At 58.1% G+C, this 23,254-nt stretch carries 22 protein-coding genes and 1 pseudogene; 8 read left to right on the plus strand and 15 right to left on the minus strand.

Annotation, left to right across the window (positions count from 1 at the left end):
* The coding region (locus BF12_RS0116630; RefSeq protein ID WP_024953242.1) for a LysR family transcriptional regulator at positions 1 to 592 on the minus strand (592 nt) is incomplete at its 3' end.
* A gap of 167 nt (positions 593 to 759) precedes the next feature.
* Between BF12_RS0116630 and BF12_RS0116635 the strand changes: the two genes are divergently transcribed.
* Positions 760 to 1,683, plus strand: coding sequence for a DMT family transporter (locus BF12_RS0116635; RefSeq protein ID WP_156941205.1), 924 nt, complete (start codon positions 760 to 762; stop codon positions 1,681 to 1,683).
* 20 nt (positions 1,684 to 1,703) lie between these two features.
* On the opposite strand, the gene BF12_RS0116640 is transcribed toward BF12_RS0116635, so the two are convergent.
* From BF12_RS0116640 to tmpA, 14 genes and pseudogenes are all read right to left on the minus strand, one after another.
* Complete coding sequence (locus BF12_RS0116640; protein ID WP_156941206.1) at positions 1,704 to 3,404, minus strand: sigma-54 interaction domain-containing protein; 1,701 nt, start codon at positions 3,402 to 3,404, stop codon at positions 1,704 to 1,706.
* 55 nt (positions 3,405 to 3,459) lie between these two features.
* Positions 3,460 to 4,896, minus strand: a complete 1,437-nt coding sequence (locus BF12_RS0116645; RefSeq protein ID WP_024953245.1) for a hypothetical protein — start codon at positions 4,894 to 4,896, stop codon at positions 3,460 to 3,462.
* Positions 4,897 to 4,975: 79 nt separating this feature from the next.
* On the minus strand, positions 4,976 to 6,145 hold the full coding sequence (locus tag BF12_RS0116650) for an iron-containing alcohol dehydrogenase (protein WP_024953246.1): 1,170 nt from the start codon (positions 6,143 to 6,145) through the stop codon (positions 4,976 to 4,978).
* A gap of 306 nt (positions 6,146 to 6,451) precedes the next feature.
* Entirely contained in the window at positions 6,452 to 7,201 is a 750-nt protein-coding gene (locus BF12_RS0116655; protein WP_024953247.1) for an ABC transporter permease, read from the minus strand.
* A 1-nt stretch (position 7,202) separates the two neighbouring features.
* Complete coding sequence (locus BF12_RS0116660) at positions 7,203 to 7,922, minus strand: ABC transporter permease (protein ID WP_024953248.1); 720 nt, start codon at positions 7,920 to 7,922, stop codon at positions 7,203 to 7,205.
* Between the two features lie 92 nt (positions 7,923 to 8,014).
* Positions 8,015 to 8,845, minus strand: coding sequence for a transporter substrate-binding domain-containing protein (locus tag BF12_RS0116665; protein ID WP_084488189.1), 831 nt, complete (start codon positions 8,843 to 8,845; stop codon positions 8,015 to 8,017).
* Positions 8,846 to 8,977: 132 nt separating this feature from the next.
* A complete protein-coding gene (locus tag BF12_RS0116670; protein WP_024953250.1) occupies positions 8,978 to 9,844 on the minus strand; it encodes an amino acid ABC transporter ATP-binding protein in 867 nt (288 codons plus the stop codon).
* A gap of 7 nt (positions 9,845 to 9,851) precedes the next feature.
* Complete coding sequence (locus BF12_RS0116675) at positions 9,852 to 11,111, minus strand: pyridoxal phosphate-dependent aminotransferase (protein WP_024953251.1); 1,260 nt, start codon at positions 11,109 to 11,111, stop codon at positions 9,852 to 9,854.
* Positions 11,093 to 11,908, minus strand: coding sequence for a class II aldolase/adducin family protein (locus BF12_RS20720; RefSeq protein WP_024953252.1), 816 nt, complete (start codon positions 11,906 to 11,908; stop codon positions 11,093 to 11,095). The genes BF12_RS0116675 and BF12_RS20720 overlap by 19 nt, the downstream gene beginning before the upstream one ends.
* Positions 11,905 to 12,920: pseudogene (locus BF12_RS23640) on the minus strand (ABC transporter substrate-binding protein). The gene BF12_RS20720 and the pseudogene BF12_RS23640 overlap by 4 nt, the downstream one beginning before the upstream one ends.
* Before the next feature lie 185 nt (positions 12,921 to 13,105).
* On the minus strand, positions 13,106 to 14,086 hold the full coding sequence (locus BF12_RS23010) for a thiamine pyrophosphate-dependent enzyme (protein ID WP_248623744.1): 981 nt from the start codon (positions 14,084 to 14,086) through the stop codon (positions 13,106 to 13,108).
* Positions 14,086 to 14,718: a thiamine pyrophosphate-binding protein gene (locus BF12_RS23015; protein WP_169734549.1), complete on the minus strand. Its 633-nt coding sequence runs from the start codon at positions 14,716 to 14,718 to the stop codon at positions 14,086 to 14,088. Before BF12_RS23015 ends, BF12_RS23010 begins: the two co-directional genes overlap by 1 nt.
* A complete protein-coding gene (locus BF12_RS0116695; RefSeq protein ID WP_024953253.1) occupies positions 14,715 to 15,377 on the minus strand; it encodes an HD domain-containing protein in 663 nt (220 codons plus the stop codon). The genes BF12_RS23015 and BF12_RS0116695 overlap by 4 nt, the downstream gene beginning before the upstream one ends.
* A gap of 44 nt (positions 15,378 to 15,421) precedes the next feature.
* Positions 15,422 to 16,570 (minus strand): 2-trimethylaminoethylphosphonate dioxygenase, encoded by a 1,149-nt coding sequence (tmpA, locus tag BF12_RS0116700; protein WP_024953254.1) that lies wholly within the window; start codon positions 16,568 to 16,570, stop codon positions 15,422 to 15,424.
* Positions 16,571 to 16,698: 128 nt separating this feature from the next.
* Here tmpA and BF12_RS0116705 point away from each other — a divergent pair, with 128 nt between their 5' ends.
* The 7 genes from BF12_RS0116705 (at position 16,699) to BF12_RS0116735 (ending at position 22,959) form a co-directional block, all read left to right on the plus strand.
* A complete protein-coding gene (locus BF12_RS0116705; protein ID WP_024953255.1) occupies positions 16,699 to 17,781 on the plus strand; it encodes a GlxA family transcriptional regulator in 1,083 nt (360 codons plus the stop codon).
* A 258-nt stretch (positions 17,782 to 18,039) separates the two neighbouring features.
* On the plus strand, positions 18,040 to 18,891 hold the full coding sequence (locus BF12_RS20735) for a trimeric intracellular cation channel family protein (protein WP_024953256.1): 852 nt from the start codon (positions 18,040 to 18,042) through the stop codon (positions 18,889 to 18,891).
* A gap of 122 nt (positions 18,892 to 19,013) precedes the next feature.
* Complete coding sequence (locus BF12_RS0116715; protein WP_024953257.1) at positions 19,014 to 19,628, plus strand: TetR/AcrR family transcriptional regulator; 615 nt, start codon at positions 19,014 to 19,016, stop codon at positions 19,626 to 19,628.
* Between the two features lie 221 nt (positions 19,629 to 19,849).
* Positions 19,850 to 20,584: an SDR family oxidoreductase gene (locus BF12_RS0116720; protein ID WP_024953258.1), complete on the plus strand. Its 735-nt coding sequence runs from the start codon at positions 19,850 to 19,852 to the stop codon at positions 20,582 to 20,584.
* A gap of 62 nt (positions 20,585 to 20,646) precedes the next feature.
* Entirely contained in the window at positions 20,647 to 20,955 is a 309-nt protein-coding gene (locus BF12_RS0116725; protein WP_024953259.1) for an EthD family reductase, read from the plus strand.
* A gap of 244 nt (positions 20,956 to 21,199) precedes the next feature.
* Positions 21,200 to 22,090: a LysR family transcriptional regulator gene (locus tag BF12_RS0116730; RefSeq protein WP_024953260.1), complete on the plus strand. Its 891-nt coding sequence runs from the start codon at positions 21,200 to 21,202 to the stop codon at positions 22,088 to 22,090.
* A 245-nt stretch (positions 22,091 to 22,335) separates the two neighbouring features.
* On the plus strand, positions 22,336 to 22,959 hold the full coding sequence (locus tag BF12_RS0116735; RefSeq protein WP_211242485.1) for an HD domain-containing protein: 624 nt from the start codon (positions 22,336 to 22,338) through the stop codon (positions 22,957 to 22,959).
* The last annotated feature ends 295 nt before the right edge of the window (positions 22,960 to 23,254 follow it).

Raw genomic sequence — 23,254 nt, forward strand, 5'->3', positions numbered from 1 at the left:
CCTGATGAGCATCTTCGATCAGCATGCAGTCGGTGACATCGAGTCTGTCGAGCTGCTCACCGGCTTCCTCGCGATAACGAGGGCTGCACACGGCAATGCGCTCAAGCCCGCTTAACCATAGGCAGCGAAGGCTGTTGTCGTGTTGTCCGCGCCCTTGTCTAATCGCAATGTCGACACCGTCCTGATGGAGATTGGCAAGGCTCTCGGTGGCGTGCACTCTAAGGCGCCACTCGGGATGTGCCTGGCGGAATTCGGCCAGGCGTGGTATCAGCCACTTGGCGGCAAAGGAGGGCGGAACGCTCAATGTCAGCGTGGTGTTCTTGTGACTTCCAGTCACTTCCTGAGTTGCTTGATCGATATCAGACAGTGCCCGTGCGATGCGCGAGTGAAAGCGTCGGCCGGCCATGGTGAGTGCCAGTCCACGCGGTAGACGATCGAAAAGCTTCACGCCGAGTGAGGTTTCCAGTTCACGTATTCGCTGCGCGACGGCGCTTTGCGTCAGTGACAATTCTTCTGCTGCCAGTCGAAAGTTCAGATGGCGCGCCGCAGCATCAAAGACGGGTAGTGCACCGAGCCGCAGGTGTGAGGACATGACGATACTCGTGTGACAGTGATGGATACCAGGCTGCAGTTTTTCTACAGGCTACATCAAGAAAAGCCCACTTGTCGTCACGTCTGAGGCCCGTGAGGATGGCGATGTCTGCTGGCCACGACCGGCAAGATGTATCGCAAGTGTCCCGCCATTCCAAGGAGAGCATCATGCCTCGTATCCTGTCAGCGGCACATATCGCCTTTGTGTCGCTCGGTATCATCTGGGGCAGCAACTTTCTGTTCATGAAATTGGCTGCCGAATGGATAACACCCGGGCAGGTCACGCTATTGCGCGTGGTGGCCGGTTTCGTGCCATTGGCGCTCTATGCTGGCTACAAGGGGACATTGCGCTGGAAACATCTGCGCCACTTCCATCATTTTGTCGCGATGGCACTGCTGGCGACTGCACTTTATTACCTCGCATTTGCCTATGGCAGTTCAGTGCTACTGTCGAGTGTCGCCGGCATGTTGAGTGGCGCCATCCCGCTTTTCACCTTTGGTGCGGCGGTACTTTTTCTGCGCAGTGAGCCGATTACACCGCGTTCGATAACAGCCACCTTGTTGGGCGTCGTTGGCATCGTGATGATTGCACGGCCGTGGCAAGGCGTAGAGGCGGGGGTCTCGCTATTGGGTGTCGCCGCCATGCTAGGCGGCGCATTGAGCATTGGTCTGTCGTTTGTCTATGCCAAACGGTTCGTGATGCCGCTAGCCATTCCTTCGCTGGCACTCGCGACCTATCAGACGGGGATCGCAAGCCTGTTATTGCTGTGTGTGATCGATCTCGACGGGATAAGCGCGCTGAGCCATGACACCACGGCGATGCTTGGTCTGGTCTTGGGGTTAGGGCTATTGGGTACCGGTGTCGCCTATGTCCTCTACTACTACATCGTGGGGCAGCTGGGGGCGATCAAGGCGTCTGGAGTGACCTATCTGCCGCCGGTCGTGGCCGTGGTGATGGGTGTCGTGCTGGTTGATGAGCCTATCCATGCGATGGACTTGTTCGCGATGGTGATCATTCTCTTGAGTGTGATCTTGCTACAGTCGGCACGTCAGCGGAGTACCATGTCACCCAGGCATTCGGAGGTTGAGTGACTGAGGTGCCTGGCGTTCTTTTAGCGTCGAATCGCATATTTCTGCATCTTCTTGACCAGTGTCGACTGATTGATGCCCAGTGCGCTGGCCGCCGCGCGAGTCGTACGGTGGCTATCCAATGCCCGCTTGATCAGCTGTTGTTCCAGAGCCTCGGTCTTCTCCTTGAGCGTCGTATCGCGTAAATCGTCAGTCGCTGAGGAATGAGCCTCGAGGAGTTGCCTGCTTTGCTGTTGATGTACCGCGTTGTCAGGGGAGTTATCAGGGCTTGAGGGGGCGGCTGAATGCAGCGTGCCAGATGGCCCAGCCAGGCACTCCATCGGCAGTATCTTTGGCGTGATGAGTTCATCGCAGGTCGTGACGACGAGCCGCTCGACCAGGTTGATCAATTCACGGATATTGCCAGGCCAGTCATGGCTACCGAGCAGTTCGAGCGCTTCTGGATCAAAACGGCGAACGCGGGCGTGGCGGTGACAGAAATGCGACAGATAGTGATGCAATAACGGCGTGATCTCAGCGCGGCGCTCACGTAGCGGGGGGAGGGTGATCGGTACGACGCTCAAGCGATAATAGAGGTCTTCTCGAAAGCGACCCTCGCTCACCCGCACCCGCAGATCATGATGAGATGCCGTCAATAGACGTACGTTGGTGCGTTTGAGCTCGGTACCGCCGACCGGCATGAAGCGTTGTTCCTCCACTACCTTGAGTAGCTTGGCTTGCAGTGACAGGGGAAGATCGCCGATTTCATCAAGGAATAGCGTGCCACCATTGGCGACATCCAATAGTCCCTGCTTGCCGCGCGCGCTGGCGCCGGTGAAAGCACCGGGCGCGTAGCCGAATAACTCCGCCTCCAGCAGTCCTTCCGGCAAGGCTGCACAGTTGAGTTCGAGAAACACGCTATTGGCGCGCTCGCTGTGTTCGTGAAGATAGCGCGCCAATAGCGTCTTGCCCGTGCCGGTTTCGCCTTGAATCAGCACTTTTACATCAGTGGCCGCCACTCGCTCGGCCAGCGCGAAGCAATCGGCTGTGGCATCGCTGGTGACCAGCTCCAGTGATTGTTCGTCGGTACCGGAATTGACGCTGTAGGTATCGTGCAACGAATGCAGTTGGCGTAGTTGCTCCTGGGCATGCTTGGCGCGCAGCAATTCGGTGATATCACGCACACTGGTGACGACATGGCTCAGGGTCCCGTCATCGGCCTGCATGGGCATACCACTGACCAGTATCTTGCGCCCGTCACGCAGACTCTGCACCAGTGTGACAGGCTGACCATCGCGAATGACTTCCAGCGATACGGACTTGGAGATATAGCCACTGCGTACCAGTTCGCGCATGTGGCGCCCCAGGACATCGCTGCCCTTGAGGCCGGTAATGCGCTCATAGGCCTGATTGATGGCCACGGTCACGCCGTGGGCATCGGTGATATAGACCCCATCATGCAAGGCATCCAGCAGGCGCTGGATTGGCACGCGGGTCAGTCGATCTTGCGCGGGCTGCATCGTGGCTGCCGTATCAGAGACAGTCGATGAAGCGCCGCGATAAGGTGGGCGTGTGCCTTCCCGTGCGAGACGTTCCTTGAGTTCACCCGCCGATTCGACATCCTGCCGCGTCAGCACGCCAATCACCTCCCCCTGCGGGTCGATGACCTTGACCGCATCGAGCGATTGGCGGTCCAGCAGCGCTAGTGCGGCTTCGAGCTTGAGATCCTGTTCCACGTTCTGCATCAATCGTTCCCCTGTCAGAAGCCCCCGCACCGTCAGGCAACGGGGGCGCATGGGGTTACGATACGTCATTGGTCGCTGACGTGGGCGGCGTCTTCTTGATAACAGAGGCGCCAGCATCTGCCTTTCCGATATCACGGCTGAACGTTTCGTCGATTTCGCCAGAGAAGAAGCGCTTGCCGTAAATCAGCAGGCACAGGGCGATGCCGATGCCGAAGGCCCAGGCGGCGCCCTTGATGACCAGTACCGCAGCAATCACGCCGGCGATACCGAGGTCACGCTGACTGCGCGCTTCCAGAATGCCCAGTCGTACGCTGACGTAGCCTTGAATCAGCAGGGTCAACGCCAGTGCAATACCGAGAATCGGCTGGACGAGGCTGACGATAGGCAGCAGCAACAGGCCAGTGTTGGTGCCCCAGCGGAACGAGCCCGAGCCACCGAACAGCGAGTGCATCGCCTGCTTGCCTTCCTTGTAGCGCTCGACCACGACAACCTGCATCGCTGCCCATAGCGGGCCACACATGGTGACATCCGGTCCGAGCAGGCTCATCAGCGTATTGCGGCCGCCGAAGATCATGTGCGCACGATTGGCGTCGTAATCGATCTTCTCGTCTGGACGTGACTCGTCGGCTTCCTCGACTAACGCCTTGGACTGCAGTACGTCGCCAAACAGCACGATATAGGCTGCCAATACGGTAGGTAGCGCCGTCAGGAACATCGACAGCGGCGGCAGGCCTACCCCAAAGACGGTGTACTGACTGAACATGGTCACGAAGTCAGGCTGGCTAAAGCCCCACTGCACATCAGGCCATGCTGCTTCGCCGGCCAATGGTGCGACGATGATGGCCAGCAGAATGATCGGGAAGATACCGAGCTTGCCCAGCGTGCCCCATACCCGGCTTGACGATTTCAGTTTGGCGAAGTGACGCGAGAAGATGATGTAGAACGCCAGGCCCACGGCAATGCTGATCGTGATGGGATAGGTGTCAAAGCGTCCGCCTTCCTTGAAGACAACCGAAATGGCCGCCAGGCCCGCGCCCATGATGATACCGGCCTTGATGGCCGAGGGAATCAGGTTGACCACCTTGCTCGCCAGCCCCGTTCGCCCGAGCACGATCGACAATATGCCGAGCATCAGCTGGAAGGCAATCAAGGCATGGACTCGCGTCTCGCCCTCCGGGAAAGTCGCGACATACGCGATCAGCAGCGGAATGGCTGGGGTGATCCAGCCGGGAATGACAGGGTCGCCCAGCAGGTGGTGGACCAGATACAGCAGCCCGTTGATCATCACGATAGCGAGCGCTGCCTCAAAGGGCATGCCCAGTAACTCAGTCATCAGCGGGATGGCGGCAAGGTCAACCGCACACATCAGTAGACCTTGCAGATAGTCGGGCAGCTCAAAGCGGTAATGCAGGAAGGGGAGTCGAACCTTGAAAGGCCCCAAGGCATAGTAGGGGCTTTCTTCTCCCGGTTGGCGGGTTTTCCACTGGCTCATGATGACGTTCCTGTTGTTATCGTTATGCAGTCGAATCGTTCATATGCGGAGTTAGGCGTATCTCCGCTGGCTGTTTTTTTCAGTAGGCAGCGCGATAGATACTCTCGATATCGGCCTGGCTCAGTTGGCGTGGGTTGTTGCGCAGCAGGCGCTCGACCTTGATGGCATCTGCGGCGAGTGACGGAATATCGTCTTCGGGAATATCGAAGTGGCGCAATCCTGCCGGAATATCGACGTCACTGCACAGTCTATGCAGGCGCTCGACCACTAATTCTGCGGCGGCCTCGTCCTTGAGATGGCGATGTTCAATGTCGAGGGCTTCGGCAATATCGCGGAAGCGCTCCACGCAGGCCAGTGCATTCCAGCGCATCACGTGGGGCAGCAGCAGAGCGTTGGTGACGCCGTGCGGCAAGTGATAGCGCCCGCCCAACGGATAGGCCAGCGCGTGTACTGCGCCGACACCGGCGTTACCGAAGGCCATGCCGGCCAATAGGCTACCTGTCGCCATATCTTCGCGGGCCTTCAGATTATTCGGATTGGCGTAGGCCTTGGGTAGCGCCTTGATGATCAAGCGCATCGCCTTGATGGCGAGCGCGTCAGTGATCGGGGTGGCGAAGTTGGAGAGATAGGCTTCGATGGCATGCACCAGCGCATCGACACCGCTGGCTGCGGTGACATGGCGCGGGCAGCTGACCGTCAGCTCCGGCGCCACGATAGCGACATCGGGTAACAGGTAATCATTGACGATGCCTTTCTTCATCTTGGCCACGGTATCGGAAAGAATGCCGATGTTGGTAACCTCTGACCCAGTACCAGCGGTCGTTGGCATGGCAATCAGCGGTGCGCCCCGTACCTTCGCCTTGTTCTCTCCGAACAGACTTTCGAGATCACCGTCGTGAGTGGCATAGACGGCCACGCACTTGGCGATATCCATTGCGCTGCCGCCGCCCACTGCGATCAGACTGTCGCTTTTCGCCTCGAGATAAATGCTCATGCAGTCTTCGACGACATGCACCTCAGGTTCGGCGCTGACTTCAGAGAAGATGCGGTAGTGCGCCAGCTGCCCTTTGGCCTTGAGCGCATCCAGCTGATCGGTAATGGGTTTGAGCGTGCCGGACGCCAGCACACCGGGATCGGTGACCAACAGCGGACAGCGCATGCCGAGACGGACAATTTCTTCACTGAGGCGCTCGGAGGCTTGCTGCCCGGTAATCAGACGATTGGCAGATTTGAAGCTGGCGATGCTCATGGCAGTGTCCCGTAACAGATGATCTATGGCGGATATCGTGTAGTGTCTCTTACAGGAGTAGATAGCAAGCAGCATGCCAGTTTTCGATCTCTTTCAACCTGATGATTTCATTGATATATATTTCGTTATTCGTCGAAAGTCGCAGTATCGGCAGTCACTATTTGATTCTTTATGGAATCGTTGTTATGCGAAATTTGATTCTTTATGGAATCAGTGCCTCTAAAGTCGGGATAAAAAAAAGCGCCGAGCTTAATGGCTCGACGCGTCGTGATGCATTCGATAATTCGGTGCCGAATCAGTCGAGTATCAGTGCTGAACAGAATTCGCAGCTTTGCGGAAGAAGCCTCCGGTACGTCGTTGTGGTTGCATCCCCGGGAAATTCAGCTCTACCTGCCGCAAACCTGCGGTCAGGATCACGGTCAGCAACAAATAGAGACCGGCAATCATGATCAACGGTTCGTAGGTCAGGAAGGTCTCGTCGCGAATGATATTGGCAGCCTGCAGGAGGTCCATCATCGCGATGGTGGACACCAGTGGTACTGACTTCAGGAGCAGGATCAGCTCGCCGGTCAGAGTCGGCAGGCAAAGTTGAATGGCGCGCGGTAGCCATAGGCGAGTAAAGACCTGAAATCCGGAGAGTCCGAAGGCTCGGCCTGCTTCGCGCTCACCTGGTGGCACACTGAGCAGGGCGCCACGGAGTACCTCGCCGGTATAAGCCCCTACGGAGAGGGTGAAAGTGAGCGTGGCATAGAAGAACGGATCACGCAGGATTCCCCAGAACATGCTCTCCTTGATGCCGGGCACGCCCTCAAGCAGGCGTCCGACGCCGTAATAAAAGAAGAACAGCTGGACGAGCAAAGGCGTGCCACGCATCACGACCGTGATGCCTTGTGCCAACCATGCCAGGGGGCGTGGCCCTTTGATTCTGACCAATGCCATGGCAACGGCGAGCGTGAAACCAAACACTGCCGAGACCAGCAGTAACCAGAGAGTATTGATTAAGCCTTCGAGCAAGTATTCCTGATAGAACGGGTCGGATAGCCAGCTGAAATCCATGTCAGGCCTCCTGGGTAGAAACGATGGGCTGGCCGCGGCGCACATAACGTTCGAGGCGAGCGAACAGAGCGCTGGAGGTCAGTGTCATCAGTAAATAGAGCACCCCTGCAGCGGCATAGAACAGGAAGTAGGCGCGTGTGCTGGCGGCCGCTTGCTGGATGGTGAAAAACAGCTCACTGAAGCCGATCACGCTGATGAGCGCGGTGTCCTTGATCAGAATCAGCCATAGGTTCGACATGCCTGGCAGGGCGTTGGGCATCATGGCTGGCAGAGTGATGTATCGAAAGCGTGCCAATGGTGAGAAGCCATAAGCATCGGCCGCTTCCAGCTGGCCTTTGGGGATCGCCAGAATGGCGCCACGAAACACCTCGGTCATATAGGCCCCCTGGACGAAAGCCAGTACGCCCACGGCGGTCACGAAGCCGCTGATTTCCACCTGACCGGGTAAGCCGAGCGCATTGATGAGTCCTGTCAGGGCTTGAGAGCCGGCATAGTAGAGCAGGATGATCAGCAACAGCTCAGGGACCGCACGAACAGCGGTGGAATAGGCCGTTGCCAACGCGCGTACAGGTGCCCACGGGCTTAGTCTTGCAGCGGCACCAACCAAGCCGAGTGCCAAGCCGATGGCATAGGCGGCGAAAGCGATCTGGAGTGTGGTCACGGCACCGGACAGGATCGGGCCCGCCCAGTCGGCGAGTCCTTCTTGCGATAAGGGGATCATTATCTGGAACCTTTTGGTATCAGCGTCAGGGGATGTCCAGGCGGCCATGGAGGGTAGGTATCACGACCGCCTGTGTTGATCATCGGCCTTGATTAGCCAATACAGACGTCTGTGGCGAAGTACTTGTTGGAGAGTGCGCTGCAGGTGCCGTCCTTCTGAACTTTCTGGATGGCAGCATCGACAGCTTCCTTCAACGCATCGTCATCCTGACGCAGGCCTATGCCGACGCCTTCGCCATAGGCTTTATGGTGCGGTGCGGTGGCCTTGATCTCGAAGTCCTTGGCTTCCTCGCGCCCGACCAGCTCTGCCATGGCGATTTCGTCAGCCAGAATCACGTCGAGTCGCCCTGACAACAGGTCACGATTGACCTGCTCCGCCTGGTCGTAAAGACGTACTTCAACACCGGTATCCCTTAGCGCCTGGCGGGCATAGGTCGCGTTGGTCGTTGCGCTCTGGACACCCAGTATCTTGCCGTCGAGCCCATTCGGGATATCGAGTGTCAGGTCACTGGCAGCAACGTAGGCACCTGGCGTGAAGTAGTAGGGTACGCTGAAATTGATCACCTTCTGACGCGCTGTGGTGATCGACATGGAGTTCATGATCATGTCGATGCGGCCTGCCTTGAGAGACGGAATGATGCCGCTCCAGCCGGTGGGGGTGATGGCGCAGTCGCGTGTCATGGCCGTACAGATAGCTTCGGCCAGTTCGACCTCAAAGCCGGTCCATTCGCCATCGGAAGAGGTATAGGTGAAGGGTGGATAGGGTTCTGCGGAAATTCCGACCTTGAGTGTGTCGCTCGCTTGAGCCTGGGATACGCCCAGTGTCAGGCTGGTAAACAGCAGGGCGCCCAAGGCAGTGCGCAACGCGCTGCACGTGCGTAGAGAAGGAAGTGTCCGTGAGGCATGCAAAGAAATACGTGTCATGAGGTCATCTCCTGGGATCATATTATTGTTGTCAGACACCTTGGCAGGGGGCGCTGGGGTGCTGAGTCCATTCGTCAATCGTGTCGTGGGTCTATTCGCGCATTTCTCGTAAATCTCTTGAAGGTAATAACGTCAGGCTGCGGGAGATACGAAGCGCTGGCAGCGCTCGTGATGGGTCTGTTCGAAGACGTCAGTCGGCGTGCCAGCGATGCCCACTCGACCCTCGTCGAGGAAGATGATCTGATCAGACACTTCACGTGCAAAGGCCATTTCGTGTGTCACCATCAGCATGGTGCGTCCTTCATCCGCGAGACTGCGAATCACGGCGAGTACCTCGCTGACGCGCTCTGGGTCGAGAGCGGATGTCGGCTCATCAAACAGCAGTACGCGGGGCTCCATCGCCAGCGCGCGGGCAATCGCGACACGCTGCTGCTGACCCCCGGAGAGAAACGCTGGATAGGTGTCGGCGCGTTCAAGCATGCCAACGCGCGCTAGATAGTGTTCAGCGGCCTTGGTTGCGTCACGACGTGACAGACCTTTGACGCGCATCGGCGCTTCGGTGATGTTGCCGAGCACGGTCAGGTGAGGCCACAGATTGAATTGCTGAAACACCATGGTGACCTTGGCGCGCAGGCGCTGAATCTGGCGTCGATCCAGCCCGACGATATCGCCCTTGGGATTGCGGTCGAAGCGAATCCGTTCATCGGCGATCATCAGCTCGCCCTGATCGGGGCGTTCCAGCAGGTTCATGCAGCGCAACAAGGTGCTTTTACCCGAACCGCTGGCACCGATAATGGTGGTGACGGTGCCTTCTTCTACCGCCAGTGACACGTCGTGCAGTACTGCCAGGTCGCCAAAATGCTTGACGATATGTGTCGCCTCAACGGCCAGCGACGCAGATGACGATGCTTCATGAGCCGGTGATACGAGAGGCCTGGAGGCCGAAGGCTGCGGTTCAGGCGCGGTAAGTGAGGAGTGTGCGGACGATGATAATGTCATAGGCGCCTCAAGGGTGGATGACCGGGATGTCAGGCGTCACTTGCTGCGTTGCTTGGCGTGTTATTGCGCTACCGTCGCTGACACTGGATGAAGCTGGGCGGACTTGCTCGGCCAGTGTTGCCAGGCGTTGGCAGGCCTCACTCAGTATCAGTGGTGACACCGTCAGGCTGAGGCGGACAAAACCGGCGCCCGAGGGGCCGAATGCCTCGCCTGACAATACCGAGACGGCATGTTCATCCAGCAATCGGTCGGCGAACTGCTGAGAACTGAGGCCGGTGGCACGTATGTCGACCATCACGAACATGCCTGCTTGCGGCGTGATAACACTGACCGCGGAGCAGTCTTCCAGCGCGCGGCAGACGGCGTCGCGCCGTTCACGATAAGCCTCGCGCATGAGGCGAATATCCGCGTCACGCTCCTGACTCAGTGCCGCGATGGCGGCGTCTTGAATGAAGTCAGGGCAGCCATACAGCATGCACAGCGCCAGATTGGTCAGATGTTCGATCAAGGCTTCCGGGCCCAGCACCCAACCGACACGCCAGCCTGTCATGGCGTGGGATTTCGATAGGCTGGAAATCACCACGTTGCGTTCTGCCATGTCCGGCAGCGCGGCGGCACAGATATGCTGCCCGTCAAAGATAAGCTCGGCGTACACCTCATCCGAGATCAGCCATAAATCATGTTGTCGGCACAGATCGGCGATGGCATTCCACTGCTGCGCCTCGATCAGCGTGCCGGTGGGGTTGTGGGGGCTATTGAGCAGGATGGCACGCGTGCGTGGTGTGATGGCCGCAGCAATGTCACTGACATCCAGACGGAAGTTGTCATCACCGCGTAGCGGCACGCGTTTTATCACGGCGCCCGGTGCCTGGATGACAGCTTCATAGGTCACGTAGCACGGCTCGGGCACGATGACTTCGTCACCGGGTTCGAGCAGGCATTGGGCGACGGCATAGAGCCCGCATTGAGCGCCAGCCATCACGATCAACTGTTGCGGCGCCACGGTGATGCCTGCTGTGCGGTAGCGATCGGCGATTGCCTCACGTAGCGCATGCTTGCCTTGAACATCGGCGTAGTGAGTTGCGCCGTGGTCGAGACTGGTCTTGGCGGCATTGATGATGCTGGCGGGAGTCGTGAAGTCCGGGTCCCCCACCGATAGCACGGTGATGTCTTCACCTGCTGCACGGCGTTTCAGAGCACGTACGTGGATGTCCCATGCGCTGGCACCTTCGCCTGCGATGCGGTCGGTCAGTGTGGAGAAGCGCATGTGGCCTCCTGTGATGCGGGAGATGAAGTCATGGCAAGGGCGGGGGCGCTGATGCCCAGTCGGCGTAGCTCTGCGCGCCAGGCCAGATCGATGCCTTTGGCACTGGCATTCCAGCGGTCGTATTGGCGAGCGACGTGCTCGCACAGGGTGGGCGTGGCGCGAGTGAGTATCTGCCCCGTGGCCTGTGCGGCGAGCTGTGCCTGGCAGCTGCGCTCGAGATCTCGCATACGCAGAAAGGCGTCGCCGACGCTGGTGCCGCAGGTCAGCATGCCGTGCTGTTGTAGCACTAGCGTCATGTGGGGCCCCAGGTGAGCGACGAGTCGATCACGTTCTGCCAGCTCCAGTGCGATACCTTCATAAGGGTGGTAGCCGATGCGCTGATGGAACTGCATCGCCCACTGGTTAAGTGGCAATAGCCCTTCGTCGAGGCAAGACACGGCCACGCCGGCGACGGTATGTGCGTGTAGTACACATTCAACGTCAGGACGCGCGGCATGCACGGCGCTATGAATGGTGAAGCCGGCAGGATTGATGCCCAGCCCGGTTGGATCATCGAGTATCTCGCCACTGGCATCGACGGTGACCAGATTGTCCGGGCGAACCTCCTCGAAGCGCAGGCCGAGTGCGTTGATCAGGAAGCGCTCGCCAGGCAGGCGAGCGGAGATGTGAGTCGAGATGCCGTCATCCATCCCGTCCAGTGCCATCAGGCGGTAGGCGGCGGCGAGATCGCGTCGGATGATACTTTCCTGATCGTTGTCAGCTTTGCCAGAAACAGGAGAATTTGAGGATGCACTCATAGGCTGGCTTCCATCGCCTTGAGGGCATCGCCACCTTCACGCGTAGTCACGCCGTCGAGAAACTCAGCCACTTTCTCGGGATGCGCCTCGAGCCAGTCATGCGCCACGTCATCGGGATCGCGCTCGTTGAGACCGTAATCGAGAATGAATGCACTTTGGTCTTCAGAGCTGAAGGTCAACTGATCCAGCAGGCGGGTCATGTTGGGATTGGCATCCGCGAAGCGCTTGGAAACGATGGTCTTGACGTCGCTGGCGCCGTTCTTGCCGCCGTAGACCCCTTGTGGGTCATCGAGGATATGGGTATCGAATTCCGGCACCATCCAATGCGGTGTCCAGCCGTAGAAGGCAATCCAGCGTTGTTCTCTCTGGGCGGAGCGGACTTCGCTCAACATCCCCGGCGTCGAGGATTCCTTGATATCCCAGTCACCCAGTTCATAGACGTTGTTGTCCACGGCAGCATTGATCTTGTCACTGACGGTGGAACCGCTCTCGATGGAGTAGAAGGTGCTGTTGAACTGGTCGGCATGTGCGACAAGGTCTTCGGCGCTGTGGATGCCGGCATCATAGACGTAACCGGGCACGGCAAACCCCATGCGGCGCCGGTGACGTTATTGCCCAGATCGACGATGGCACCTGCTGCCATGCTGGCGTCGTAGCTATCTTGCTGGGCGGGTAGCCAAGCGGCGAGGAAGGCATCGGTGTCGCCGGTAGAGAGCGTCTTGTAACCGACGGTCGAGCTGACTTCGCTGCGTTCGACCTCATAGCCCAATGGGGCCAGAAGTTGCGCAACGATCTCGCTCTTGACCGTGACACCCGGCCAGGGCGGGACAATCAGTGTCAGATCGTCATCTTGATCAACAGCGGGGGCCGCGAGGGCTGCCGAGCTCAATAACAGAGCGCCTGTCATCAGGAGGCCACGTGCCGTGGTCAGTGATCCATTGGGAGAGGGGGGGCGGGTCTTGAGAAGAAACAGCGAGTCGTGTGGATTGCGTCTAGTGGGCTTCATCATCATTCGGCTCTCCTGGTCGGCCCCGAATCATTCCGGGGCTCATTATTAGGGGTGTTCGTCTGTAGGGTGGTCGTCAGTTGAGATATATATCGAGACTGGATTTTCAGTTTGGAGTCTTCGTCATCAAGCGCTGTCTGCTGACGCGTGCTCAACTGTCGTGAGTCATGCATCGCCTCTGTGCATAACCGCTATGCAGCGCCATTCATCCAGCGCAGCGCATCGACCTCGATCAGCAATGGAGAGTGCGCGTGTTGGAGCATTTCCAGCGCGTCACCCAGCGCGTCAGGTGCGCTGACGGCGGCGTAGCGGCAATGGAACGCCTCCGACAAGCTGCGGAAATCAGGCGCTTTCAAATCAACGCCGAGGTGCTCGACCTTGTCATGGGTCATGTAGCGGCGAATCTCGTCGTAGCCATCGTTGTTCCACACCACAATGGCGATGGGATGGTTCAGGTCGCGCGCGGTGGCAAGTTCTCCCAGCACGAATTGCAGGCCGCCATCTCCCACGATGGCCACGACTGGCAAGTCGGGGCGCGCGATACTGGCCCCCAGCGCCGCGGGTAATCCATAGCCCAGCGTGCCGAAACCGGTGGCTGCGTTGAACCAGCGACGTGGCTCGCTGCGTCTGGCGAGGAAGTTACCGGCGTAGACCGGCCCGGTGGAGTCACCGACGATGATGGCCTCCGGCACGCTGGCATCCAGGGTCTCAAACAGGGACACGTAGGGCGCGAGATCTGGCTGCTGTTCAAGATCAAGACGCTGACGCAGCCCATGGCAGATATCGGCACCTTGGCGATGGGCGGGTGTGGTGCACTCTGCTAGCGCATCCAGCGTCAGGCTCACATCTGCCACCATCGCGAGGCTCGCGAAGTGATTGCGTGCCAGCTGCTGAGAGTCGATGTCGACACGGATCAATTTGCCGGTAAAACCGAAGCCGCCATCGAAGACCTGATCGTAATCGGTTTCCCCAAGCTCGGTACCCAATGCCAGTATCACATCGGCATCGCGGGCCAGTTCACGAATCGGTGCGAACGTGGCGGTGCATCCAAGGTCGAGCGGATGATGATGCCCCAGCACACCACGTGCATTGATGGTGGTGAGGGTGGGGGCATCGAGACGCTCTACCAGCGCACGTGCTGCCTGGGGAGCGCTGGCACTGCCGCCTCCCATCAGCACCAGCGGACGCTGGGCCTCATCCAGCCAGCGGCTGGCCAGCGCCAGTGCTTGCGGTGCGGGCGCGGCGGGAAGAAAGCCGGCACCACGGGAGGCGTGGAGTGACAGAGGTGCACGGGCATTGATGCCGCCATCACATCCAATGGGATCTCGATATGTACCGGCCCCGGGCGCGCGCCATGAAAGACGGCAAAGGCGCGGGCCATGACTTCGGGCAGTGCGGCAGGGTCGAGCAACGTATGGCTGAAGACGCTGACGCCTGCGAGTGTCTCGCGCTGGTGTGGCATCTCATGTAGCCGGCCTTGACCCCGTCCGAGACTGCTGGTGGCATTGACGCCAGAAATGACCAGCATCGGGATCGAGTCAGCCAGTGCCTGGCCCATGGCCGTGGCAATGTTGGTCATGCCCGGGCCGGTGATGATGAAGCATACGGCGGGCTTTCCGCTGGCCCGGGCATAGCCATCGGCCATGAAGCCCGCTCCCTGCTCATGGCGCGGCGTGTAGTGGCGGAGTCCTGAACCGGGAAGCTCGCGGTAGAGCTCGATGGTATGCACGCCGGGGATGCCAAAGGCGGTATCAACGCCATAGGCGCCCAGCAACTGAATCAAGTGTTGAGCGCAGGTCATCATGCGGTGATTCCCTTTTGCGTGGCAGATTCTGTGCGCGGTTGACCGTCGGGGTGCTGATCCGATTCGAGGGATCGTGCGACTTCGTCTGGCGTCACGAGATCCGGCAATCCACCGAATGGCTCGCGGGTCAATATGCGTTCGACCATGGGCACGAAATGTGACAGAGGCAAGGTGGGGTAATCAGGGTCAAAGCTGGCCTGATCCCACTCGTCGCAGAAGCGCACGGTACGCTCATATGCGGGATGCTGCACATAGTCTTCGCGTGCGTGTCGGTCCTGACCAAAGAAATGCCGGTAGTGATAGCCCTGGAAAAGTTCGTGATGGCGAATCATCCAGGTATTGAGTGAGTCGATGAAGGGCTCGAGGATCGCAGCGGCTATCTCGGCATGATTGGCGGGTGCCAGGTCATCCCCGATGTCATGCAGGAGTGCGCAGACCACCATCTCTTCATCGGCACCGGCATTCAGCGCGCGAGTGGCCGTTTGCAGGCAGTGGTCATAGCGATCGATGGGATAGCCATGATGATCGCCACGTAGTCGATCGAGATGCTCCAGCACCCGACGACAGGCATCGGATTGATAGGATCGGAAATGTGTGTCAATCAACGCCCATTCTTCATGACGACTTTCCTTGAAGTTGCGAAAGCGTGCCTGGGTCAATAGGGCTGGGGCGGACAGCGAGGTAGACGCGGGAGTGGATGACTTCAAGATGTGGCCTCCTCACATGCACGGCGACGGTCCTTCAGCAACAGACGACGGCTGGCGGTGGAGTCACGATCGACATAGCCCTGGCGCATATGCCGCACTTCCCCATCCAGCTGGAAGGCGCTGCGGCCATGCATCAGACGGTAGTTATCCATAATCAGCATCTGGCCCGGTGCGAGCTTGAGATGCAGGGTCAGTTCGTCGCTGGTGATCAGCTGGTAGAAGGCCTGACGCGCGGCGTAATAACGGCGCAAGGTGGCACTGTCGAGAAGAGGCACGCGTTCGGTGCGATTGGAAAAACGCACGCGCTTGACGCGACCTTGGCTATCAAGCTCGATCAGCGGTCCTTCGCTCTCCAGGCGCGTGGTCGTGTCGTGGTAGCGAAAACCGGGAGTGACGTGGGTCAGGCACTCGAAGGCTTGTGGGTCAACGTCACGGAGTCGCTCGGCGGCCTGGTAGCCATCCACCAGCATGTTGTCGCCGCCACTGGCAGCATTGTTCAGGCAATGCAGCCAGATATACCCCGGGATGGGATCGCGATAGGGGTTGTCCGTGTGAGGCTCGAGACCCCGCTGGGTCATGGTCAGATCATAAGCATTGGGGACCGACTTTACGTCCGCAATCCCTCCCCAGTTGGTTTTACGTACCGGGCCGATACGATGAATCAGGGCTTCCATGCCATTCTCTGTGGCGGGTACGCCGCTGACCCGAACGAAGCCGAATCGCTGAAGCTGATCAAGCATCTCCCCCAGAGCATCATCATCCTCGAGGGCGGCGGAAAATTCCGCCTCCGGCAGTTCGCCGCCGTGCTGACGCCAGGTGGAAGCGTCCCACAGGGACAAGCCTTCATGCTCGCCAACTGGCTGTGCTTCGGTGAGCAGCGCCGCCAGCGAATAGTCGCTACGGTGGCTATCGCTGAAGGAGAGGGTGAGAGTATCGCCGTTGTGCCGAGCCTCGGTGAGGCTCAGATCAAGAGGCAGTTCTGCTGCTTCGATGAGTCGCTGTCCGGTGAGAGGGTCCAGTGTCGACTCGTCCGGCGCCCGCTCACGTAGCCACAGCGCGTCCAGTTCCCACGTCTTGTCGTGACCCGTGAGGAGAAGTTGTTGCCCGTGGTTCGACAGGCTGAGAGAAAGGGGCGTACTCGGCACTTGGGTATCTCCGCGACAGGGGGAACGGCGCTGAAAGTCCGGTCCGGCAGTGATGTTTCCCTTACCTTAATCCTCTGATGTGCGTAGGGTTTGATTAAAATAGCCAAAGAGTTGATGAAAATAGCCTCATGTCAGACACAGCCTCTCACCACGGTGCTTCTTCTTCGCCTACGGGGTCCCATCATTACCCACGCCCTGATTCCCCGCCGTTACTGGCGCCGGGCGCAGCTGAGCACACACTCAATGTCTGGCTGGTCCCGCGTTTTTCGATGCTGACCCTGTTTTGTCTGCTGGAGCCTTTGCGGGTCGCCAATCGCTTTGGGCGCGATCTTTTCGCCTGGCGGTTGCTCTCTGCCGACGGTGAGGCAGTGGTCGCGAGCAATGGGGTACGCATTGACGTGGATGGCTGTCTCGGTGATCTGATTACAGACGCTGGCCATGACAGAATGGGCGCTGGCGAGAGGGACACCAAGCCGCGATTGATGGTGGTGTCGTCCTATGAAGCAGAGGTGAGCGTGGGCAGTGAGGCACGTGCCGTCTTGCGTCATCTTGCGGCGCATGGCGCCTGGTTGGGCGGGCTGGATACGGCTCCTTTCATTCTTGCGCGTGCTGGCGTCCTGGCCGGGCATCGGGTGGCCTTGCACTGGGAGAGTGTGCCGGCGTTTCGTCAGGAATTTCCGGAGCTGACCGTAAGCTCAGCGCATTATGAATGGCAGGGTGAGCGACTGACGGGATCAGGGGGTGCCGCCAGTATTGACATGATGCTGGTATGGATTGAAACACTCTATGGTCCGTCGTTGGCGGATGCGGTAGGGCGTCAGATTGTCCATCAGCGTGCACAGGACAGTACGGTGAGCCGTGATCGTCAGCAGCACTCATCCTTGCCTCGTGGCGTCGTCCGGGCATTGGCGGTGATGGAGGCCAACCTGGCGCAAGCATTGCCGATCCCGGAGGTGTGTCGATTGGCCGGCCAGTCTCAGCGCCAGCTGACCCGGCTATTCATGGCTCAATTCGGTGAGACACCTAAGCAATGCTATCTGGGCATGCGTCTTGATCATGCCCAACGAGTGCTCGCTGATAGTCGTGTCAGCGTGTCGCAAGCCGCCTTCGCAGTAGGCTTTTCGCACTTGGCGCATTTCTCGCGGGCCTATCGTCAGCGTTTTGATGAATCCCCCAGTGTGACGGCTCGGCGTGGTCTGATGGCAGATTGATATAATAGTGGCTGGCCAATGGGCTTGATAAGGCATGAGCTCTGTAGAGAGTGATCTACCTCGCTGCCGGGACTGAGGGTGCTCTTCGCTATTCCCTTGCATGACTCAGTGCTACCTTTCGCTATCACGGTTGGCATGGCCATGCCGCGTGATAACGCAATGCTGATGACATTAAAAGAAACGCTATGGGCATCGGCACTCTGTCATACACGCCATAAGAAACGTGTGCCGAGTCATATTGCAAAGAAAGGTGGTGGTATGAATTGGATAACCTGGCTGGATTTGGCCGGTGTAATGATCTTCGCGCTCACGGGCGTAGTCGTGGCTTGCCGTTCACGGATGGATCCGTTCGGCATGTTGGTACTTGGCGCTGTGACAGGGATTGGCGGCGGCACGCTACGCGACCTCGTGTTGGGTATTGGGCCGGTCTTCTGGGTTGAGCAGCCCATCTATCTATGGGTGATCCTGCTCACCGTGTTGGTCGCGACACTCGGGTTCCACTATATCCATCGTCTGACACGCATTTTCCTACCTGTTACTGATGCATTTGGGTTGGCGCTATTTACCGTAATCGGTGCCCATAAGGCGCGCATGATGGGGATGGACGGTATCGTGGCCGTCGTGATGGGCACCATGAGTGGTGTCGCTGGCGGCATGATTCGCGATGTGCTCGCACGACGAGTGCCGATGGTGCTGCGTCAGGAAATCTATGCCTCGGCATCGCTGGCGGGCGGTATCCTCTATATTGCCTTGCTGGAGCTAGGCCTGCCGCTGCGCTGGGCAACGGGCGCTGCCATCATGGCGGTGCTGATGATTCGCCTGCCAGCCATCTACTGGAACCTGACATTGCCGACCTTTGCCTGGGTCATCGTGCCACCTCCTGAAGCGTCTGCAGGTGAGGATGGCAAGGCCCATCGCTCGGCAGACAAAGAGCATGATCAAGGCGACTCGGAGTTTTCTACTACTCTTGGTGGCGCCGTCGGGATCAGCAAGATCGAGGCCTCGATGCAGCTTGATCTGCCGCCTGAGTCCCTGGTCTTGCCACGGCGTACGCCCAAGGCCCGTGTCAGAATGCTGCGCCCGGGCGAGCGCCGGCGAGGGGGAAGTTGACCCTGTGCTGTCCAGTGGCCATTTTCTAGCCGTGGAGGGTGTTTCTTACCCTCTGGTACAATAGAGCTGAAAATGGATGTCGACCGAGATTCCGGTCGGTGGAAAGACGAGGAGTCATCGAGATGGCAGGCGGACGCAAGCGCGAGTTTGACGAGCATATCGCCTTGCAAAAGGCGATGGAGGTCTTCTGGCGCAAGGGGTATACCGCAGCAACGCTGTCGGATCTTACCCAGCAGATGGGGATCAACAAGACCAGCATGTACAGTGCCTTCGGCAACAAGGCGGCACTATTCGTCAAGGCGGCACGTCACTACGTCGAGACGGAAATGCGTGCGCACTTTACGCACTTGCATACCCCCGATGTATCGCTCGGTAAGCGGCTGCGGGATTACATGGTCTCGGTGGTGAGCATGCAGTCAGCAACACCACAGCCCAAGGGCTGCTTTCTGGTGCTGTGTCAGTCGGAAGTTGCCTCAGGCGACATGCCGGAAGAGGCCAGGACGCTGCTGGAGCAAGAAGATCGCATGGCGCTTCAGATGTTTACTGCACTGTTTGAACAGGATTCTGAAGCCATCTCGCTCGGACTCGATAAGGCAGCCGCCGCCAATGCACTGACGTTGTATACGGTGCTCAAGGGCACTGCTGCAATGGCACGCTCAGGAGTGTCAGCACAGCAACTCGAAGTTGTCGTCGAGACAGCGCTGCGTGGGATTGGACTTGAGGCGACGCCATACTGAGATATCGCCTCATTGATCATCAGCATAAGGGCTCTCCATTCTCCATGGAGAGCCCTTCGCGTTTCTGGGGTACGGCCGCTAGCTCAATGCTGTGATTGTCCTGTGAAAAAGAATGCGGTGCCGAGCGTTGTCATTATATACCGATAGGTATAGTATTTATTTCATACCGATCGGTACATAATTTTTCTCAGGTACCGGACATGCATTGGCAGGAGAAAGTCATGAGCTATTCACTCAAGGGTAAGGTCGCACTGGTTACTGGCGCGAATCGTGGTATTGGCAAGTCCATCGTGGATGCCTTCTTCGCCAGCGGCGTGGCCAAAGTCTATCTGGCGGTGCGCAACCCGGAAAGCACTCAGGAACTGCAAGCTCAATACGGCGATAGAGTCGTCGCGCTGCCGGTTGATGTGACTGATGAAGCCTCCGTCAAGAGACTGGCTGAGCAAACGCGTGACGTTGAGATTCTGGTCAACAATGCTGGCGTGATGAACCTGGTGTCTCCGCTGGATGAAGGGGCAGAAGCTGCGCTGCAGCACGAATTCAACGTCAATGTCTTTGGTTTGCTGCGCACTGCGCAGGCATTCGCCGGTACACTTGAGGCCAACAAGGGTGTGCTGGTTCAGCTCAATTCCATCGCCTCCATGAAGACCTTTGGTGACATGACGACCTATTGTGCCTCTAAGGCCGCGGCTTACTCCGTGACGCAGGGGCTGCGTGAAAAGCTAGGCGAGAAGGGGGTCAGCGTCGTCAGCGTGCACCCGGGGCCGATTGCGACTGACATGGGCAAGAGCGCAGGCTTCGACGATGCACCGCAAGCAGAAGTCGTGGCTGCCAGCATCGTCAGTGCACTGGAATCCGGTGATTTCCACGCCTTCCCGGATGAAGTGGCCAAGCAGATTGAAGCGGCCTACCAGAGCTACGCCGAGAATGTCATCCTGGGTGAAATGTCGGTCTAACGGCCTGACCATCTGAGTTATGCTGTGAATCTCGAGTTGGCGTCTTCTTTGGAGAGTGTGTGATGATCAAGGTGAACGTGCTTTATCCCAATGGTCCGCAAGCGACCTTTGATTTCGATTACTACCGTAATACGCATCTGCCACTTGTTGCCGAATTATTGGGAGACGCTCTCCAGGACAAGCATGTTGAGATGGGGCTTGATGCAAGCCCCGGGGGCGAAAAAGCCCCCTATATCGCCATTGGCTCGTTGTACTTTGCGACGGTTGAGGCATTTCATGCCTCTTTAGGACCTCACGCAGAGCAGCTGATGGTAGATGTGATCAACTTCACCAACACTCAGCCTTCATTCCAGGTGAGCGAGTTGTTGTAAGCCTCTCGAATCTTCGCGGCAACATCCGACGGCTGCCTCTTCATGATTGAAGAGGCAGGCCGTTTTGGCGTGTGGAGCTTGTCCCGCTAGATCGCGATAACAGTAAATATCCTGTGGGATTTCTGCCACTATCAGCGGCAAGTCTACTGTAGGTTTCGGGTAACAAGCTTCTAGAGCAGGATTTTGGGGCAGGTTCCTGGGGCGACGAAAAGGATGGCAGACATCAGTGCAGTGAGGAGACAGTATGCGGAGTCGCTCGGAGGATCTTGAGCTGTTGTTGGCGGTGGTCGATAGTGGTGGCTTCAGTGCCGCAGCCAATCGCCTGGATGTGCCAGTGGCCAAGGTGTCGCGTGCTATTCAGCGACTGGAGCGCCAGCTTGAAACGCCATTACTCAATCGCACCACCCGCAGTGTTGCGCTGACAGATGAAGGGCGTGGCTTCGTTGAGCGAGTGCGCGAGGGGCTGCAGCTTCTGGGAGGGGCCGAAGAGGTGCTGATACAGCAGCGGGATCAGCCCGTCGGGCGGCTGCGTGTCGATGCCGCGAGCCCCTTTGTACTTCATCAGCTAGTACCGTTGGTGGGAGAGTTCGGTCGCTGCTATCCCGGTATTTCACTGGAGCTGTCGGCGGCAGATGACATCATCAATCTGCTTGAGCAGCACACGGATGTGGCAATCAGGATCGGGGAACTAGAGGATTCGACTCTGCATGCCAGAGCACTCGGGCGCTCACCGTTACATCTGGTCGCGAGTCCCGGTTATCTGAGCGAGCATGGTGTGCCCGCAAGCGTGGCGTCATTGTCCTCACATCGCTTGCTGGGTTTCATTGCGCCAAGCCGTTTGAATTGTTGGCCATTGAAGGGGGCCGTGAATGGCTACGATGTCACTCCCTATCTCCCCACGAGTAGTGGTGAGGTGATGCGTCAGCTGTGTCTGGCCGGGCAGGGTATCGGCTTGATTTCGCGTTTCATGCTCACGAATGATCTGCGAAGCGGCGCATTGGTTGAGGTATTGCCAGGCCATGTACAGTCACCGAATGCGCGCGAGCAGATTCAGGCGGTCTATTATCGCAATAGCACACTCTCGCCTCGAATTAGTGCCTTTCTAGATTTTCTGGCCCTGCGCTTGATGCTGTAAATACCGAGAAGAGGACAGGGCCAGCAGGTACCGCTATTCACGCTCTATTCGCTTTCGGAGCCTGATGCTATCGGGCGCGGCAAGCGACTCTCTCCAAGGGCAGTATATCTTGAATTTGATCACACAGCCGAATACCTTGGCCATCAGGGAAATCAGCTTATTGAATGATCATTGAGATGATTGCCCCGGCACGCTGAACGGTTCAAGGGGCAATGGCAAATGCCTAGTGTTTGCTTGGAGATGGAATGATGCAAGCCACTGTATTGGATAAGCAGTTGAGTTTTTTAAGAGAAATAGATCGACTGAAAACAGTCGTAAGGCAATCGCCATTGCTGGACAACAGTCGGAAAGAAAACTCAGCCGAGCATTCCTGGCACTTGGCGATGTACGCCTTGCTACTGAATGAATACGCCGGTGGGTCAGTGAATACCCATCGAGTTGTACAGATGCTCCTGCTGCATGATGTTGTCGAAATAGACGCAGGCGATTTCCCGATTCATGATGAATCTTCAAGCAACTCCCAAGCTGAAGAAGAATCTGAAGCAGCCAAGCGATTGTTCGGCTTATTACCTCAGCAACAAGGCAACGAATTTCTGGCGCTATGGCGAGAATTTGAGTCTGCTGAGACAGAAGACGCGAAATTTGCCAAGGCACTGGATCGCTTTCAGCCTCTCCTCGTGAATGTCTTCACCTCCGGTGGAACTTGGAAAGAGAATGATGTTTCCCTTGAGCAGGTCTTCTCTCGGTATGGTCCTGTCATCCAACGTGGGGCGCCGCTGCTATGGGATGTGTGTGAGCAATGGGTAACTCAGCATTTTTCCGAACAAGCATCACGAGCCTCGGGCTTGCAGAAGGGCGACAAGGAATGACATCTCGCGATGCTGCCTGATGAAGGGGAGTACGCTTGCAGCAATAGGCGCTATTCCGGAGAGGCTGCTGTCTACTGCCCAGAATGCACGACAACGTAAAGCGCTCGTGCCTTTGATAGGCGCGAGCGCTTTACGTCAGATCAATGCATCTTCATACAAGTCAGTTGGTTCAATCATTCGCCGGCCATACCTTGTAGATGTGATACGGCGGCTGACCACTATCCTTGCCACCATTGAAAGGGGGTGTGCTGTCGAGCTGATTGACGGTCACGTATAGCCAGCCGTCGGCAGCCCC

The organism is Cobetia crustatorum, assembly GCF_000591415.1.
GTDB classification, from domain to species: domain Bacteria; phylum Pseudomonadota; class Gammaproteobacteria; order Pseudomonadales; family Halomonadaceae; genus Cobetia; species Cobetia crustatorum.

What these genes read in the sequence shown, in the direction of transcription:
- BF12_RS0116635 (WP_156941205.1), top strand. Translation starts at nt 760, where the DNA reads ATGCCTCGTATCCTGTCAGCGGCACATATCGCCTTTGTGTCGCTCGGT.
- BF12_RS0116640 (WP_156941206.1), bottom strand. Translation starts at nt 3,404, where the DNA reads ATGCAGAACGTGGAACAGGATCTCAAGCTCGAAGCCGCACTAGCGCTG.
- BF12_RS0116645 (WP_024953245.1), bottom strand. Translation starts at nt 4,896, where the DNA reads ATGAGCCAGTGGAAAACCCGCCAACCGGGAGAAGAAAGCCCCTACTAT.
- BF12_RS0116650 (WP_024953246.1), bottom strand. Translation starts at nt 6,145, where the DNA reads ATGAGCATCGCCAGCTTCAAATCTGCCAATCGTCTGATTACCGGGCAG.
- BF12_RS0116655 (WP_024953247.1), bottom strand. Translation starts at nt 7,201, where the DNA reads ATGGATTTCAGCTGGCTATCCGACCCGTTCTATCAGGAATACTTGCTC.
- BF12_RS0116660 (WP_024953248.1), bottom strand. Translation starts at nt 7,922, where the DNA reads ATGATCCCCTTATCGCAAGAAGGACTCGCCGACTGGGCGGGCCCGATC.
- BF12_RS0116665 (WP_084488189.1), bottom strand. Translation starts at nt 8,845, where the DNA reads ATGACACGTATTTCTTTGCATGCCTCACGGACACTTCCTTCTCTACGC.
- BF12_RS0116670 (WP_024953250.1), bottom strand. Translation starts at nt 9,844, where the DNA reads ATGACATTATCATCGTCCGCACACTCCTCACTTACCGCGCCTGAACCG.
- BF12_RS0116675 (WP_024953251.1), bottom strand. Translation starts at nt 11,111, where the DNA reads ATGCGCTTCTCCACACTGACCGACCGCATCGCAGGCGAAGGTGCCAGC.
- BF12_RS20720 (WP_024953252.1), bottom strand. Translation starts at nt 11,908, where the DNA reads ATGAGTGCATCCTCAAATTCTCCTGTTTCTGGCAAAGCTGACAACGAT.
- BF12_RS23010 (WP_248623744.1), bottom strand. Translation starts at nt 14,086, where the DNA reads ATGGGAGGCGGCAGTGCCAGCGCTCCCCAGGCAGCACGTGCGCTGGTA.
- BF12_RS23015 (WP_169734549.1), bottom strand. Translation starts at nt 14,718, where the DNA reads ATGATGACCTGCGCTCAACACTTGATTCAGTTGCTGGGCGCCTATGGC.
- BF12_RS0116705 (WP_024953255.1), top strand. Translation starts at nt 16,699, where the DNA reads ATGTCAGACACAGCCTCTCACCACGGTGCTTCTTCTTCGCCTACGGGG.
- BF12_RS20735 (WP_024953256.1), top strand. Translation starts at nt 18,040, where the DNA reads ATGAATTGGATAACCTGGCTGGATTTGGCCGGTGTAATGATCTTCGCG.
- BF12_RS0116715 (WP_024953257.1), top strand. Translation starts at nt 19,014, where the DNA reads ATGGCAGGCGGACGCAAGCGCGAGTTTGACGAGCATATCGCCTTGCAA.
- BF12_RS0116720 (WP_024953258.1), top strand. Translation starts at nt 19,850, where the DNA reads ATGAGCTATTCACTCAAGGGTAAGGTCGCACTGGTTACTGGCGCGAAT.
- BF12_RS0116725 (WP_024953259.1), top strand. Translation starts at nt 20,647, where the DNA reads ATGATCAAGGTGAACGTGCTTTATCCCAATGGTCCGCAAGCGACCTTT.
- BF12_RS0116730 (WP_024953260.1), top strand. Translation starts at nt 21,200, where the DNA reads ATGCGGAGTCGCTCGGAGGATCTTGAGCTGTTGTTGGCGGTGGTCGAT.
- BF12_RS0116735 (WP_211242485.1), top strand. Translation starts at nt 22,336, where the DNA reads ATGATGCAAGCCACTGTATTGGATAAGCAGTTGAGTTTTTTAAGAGAA.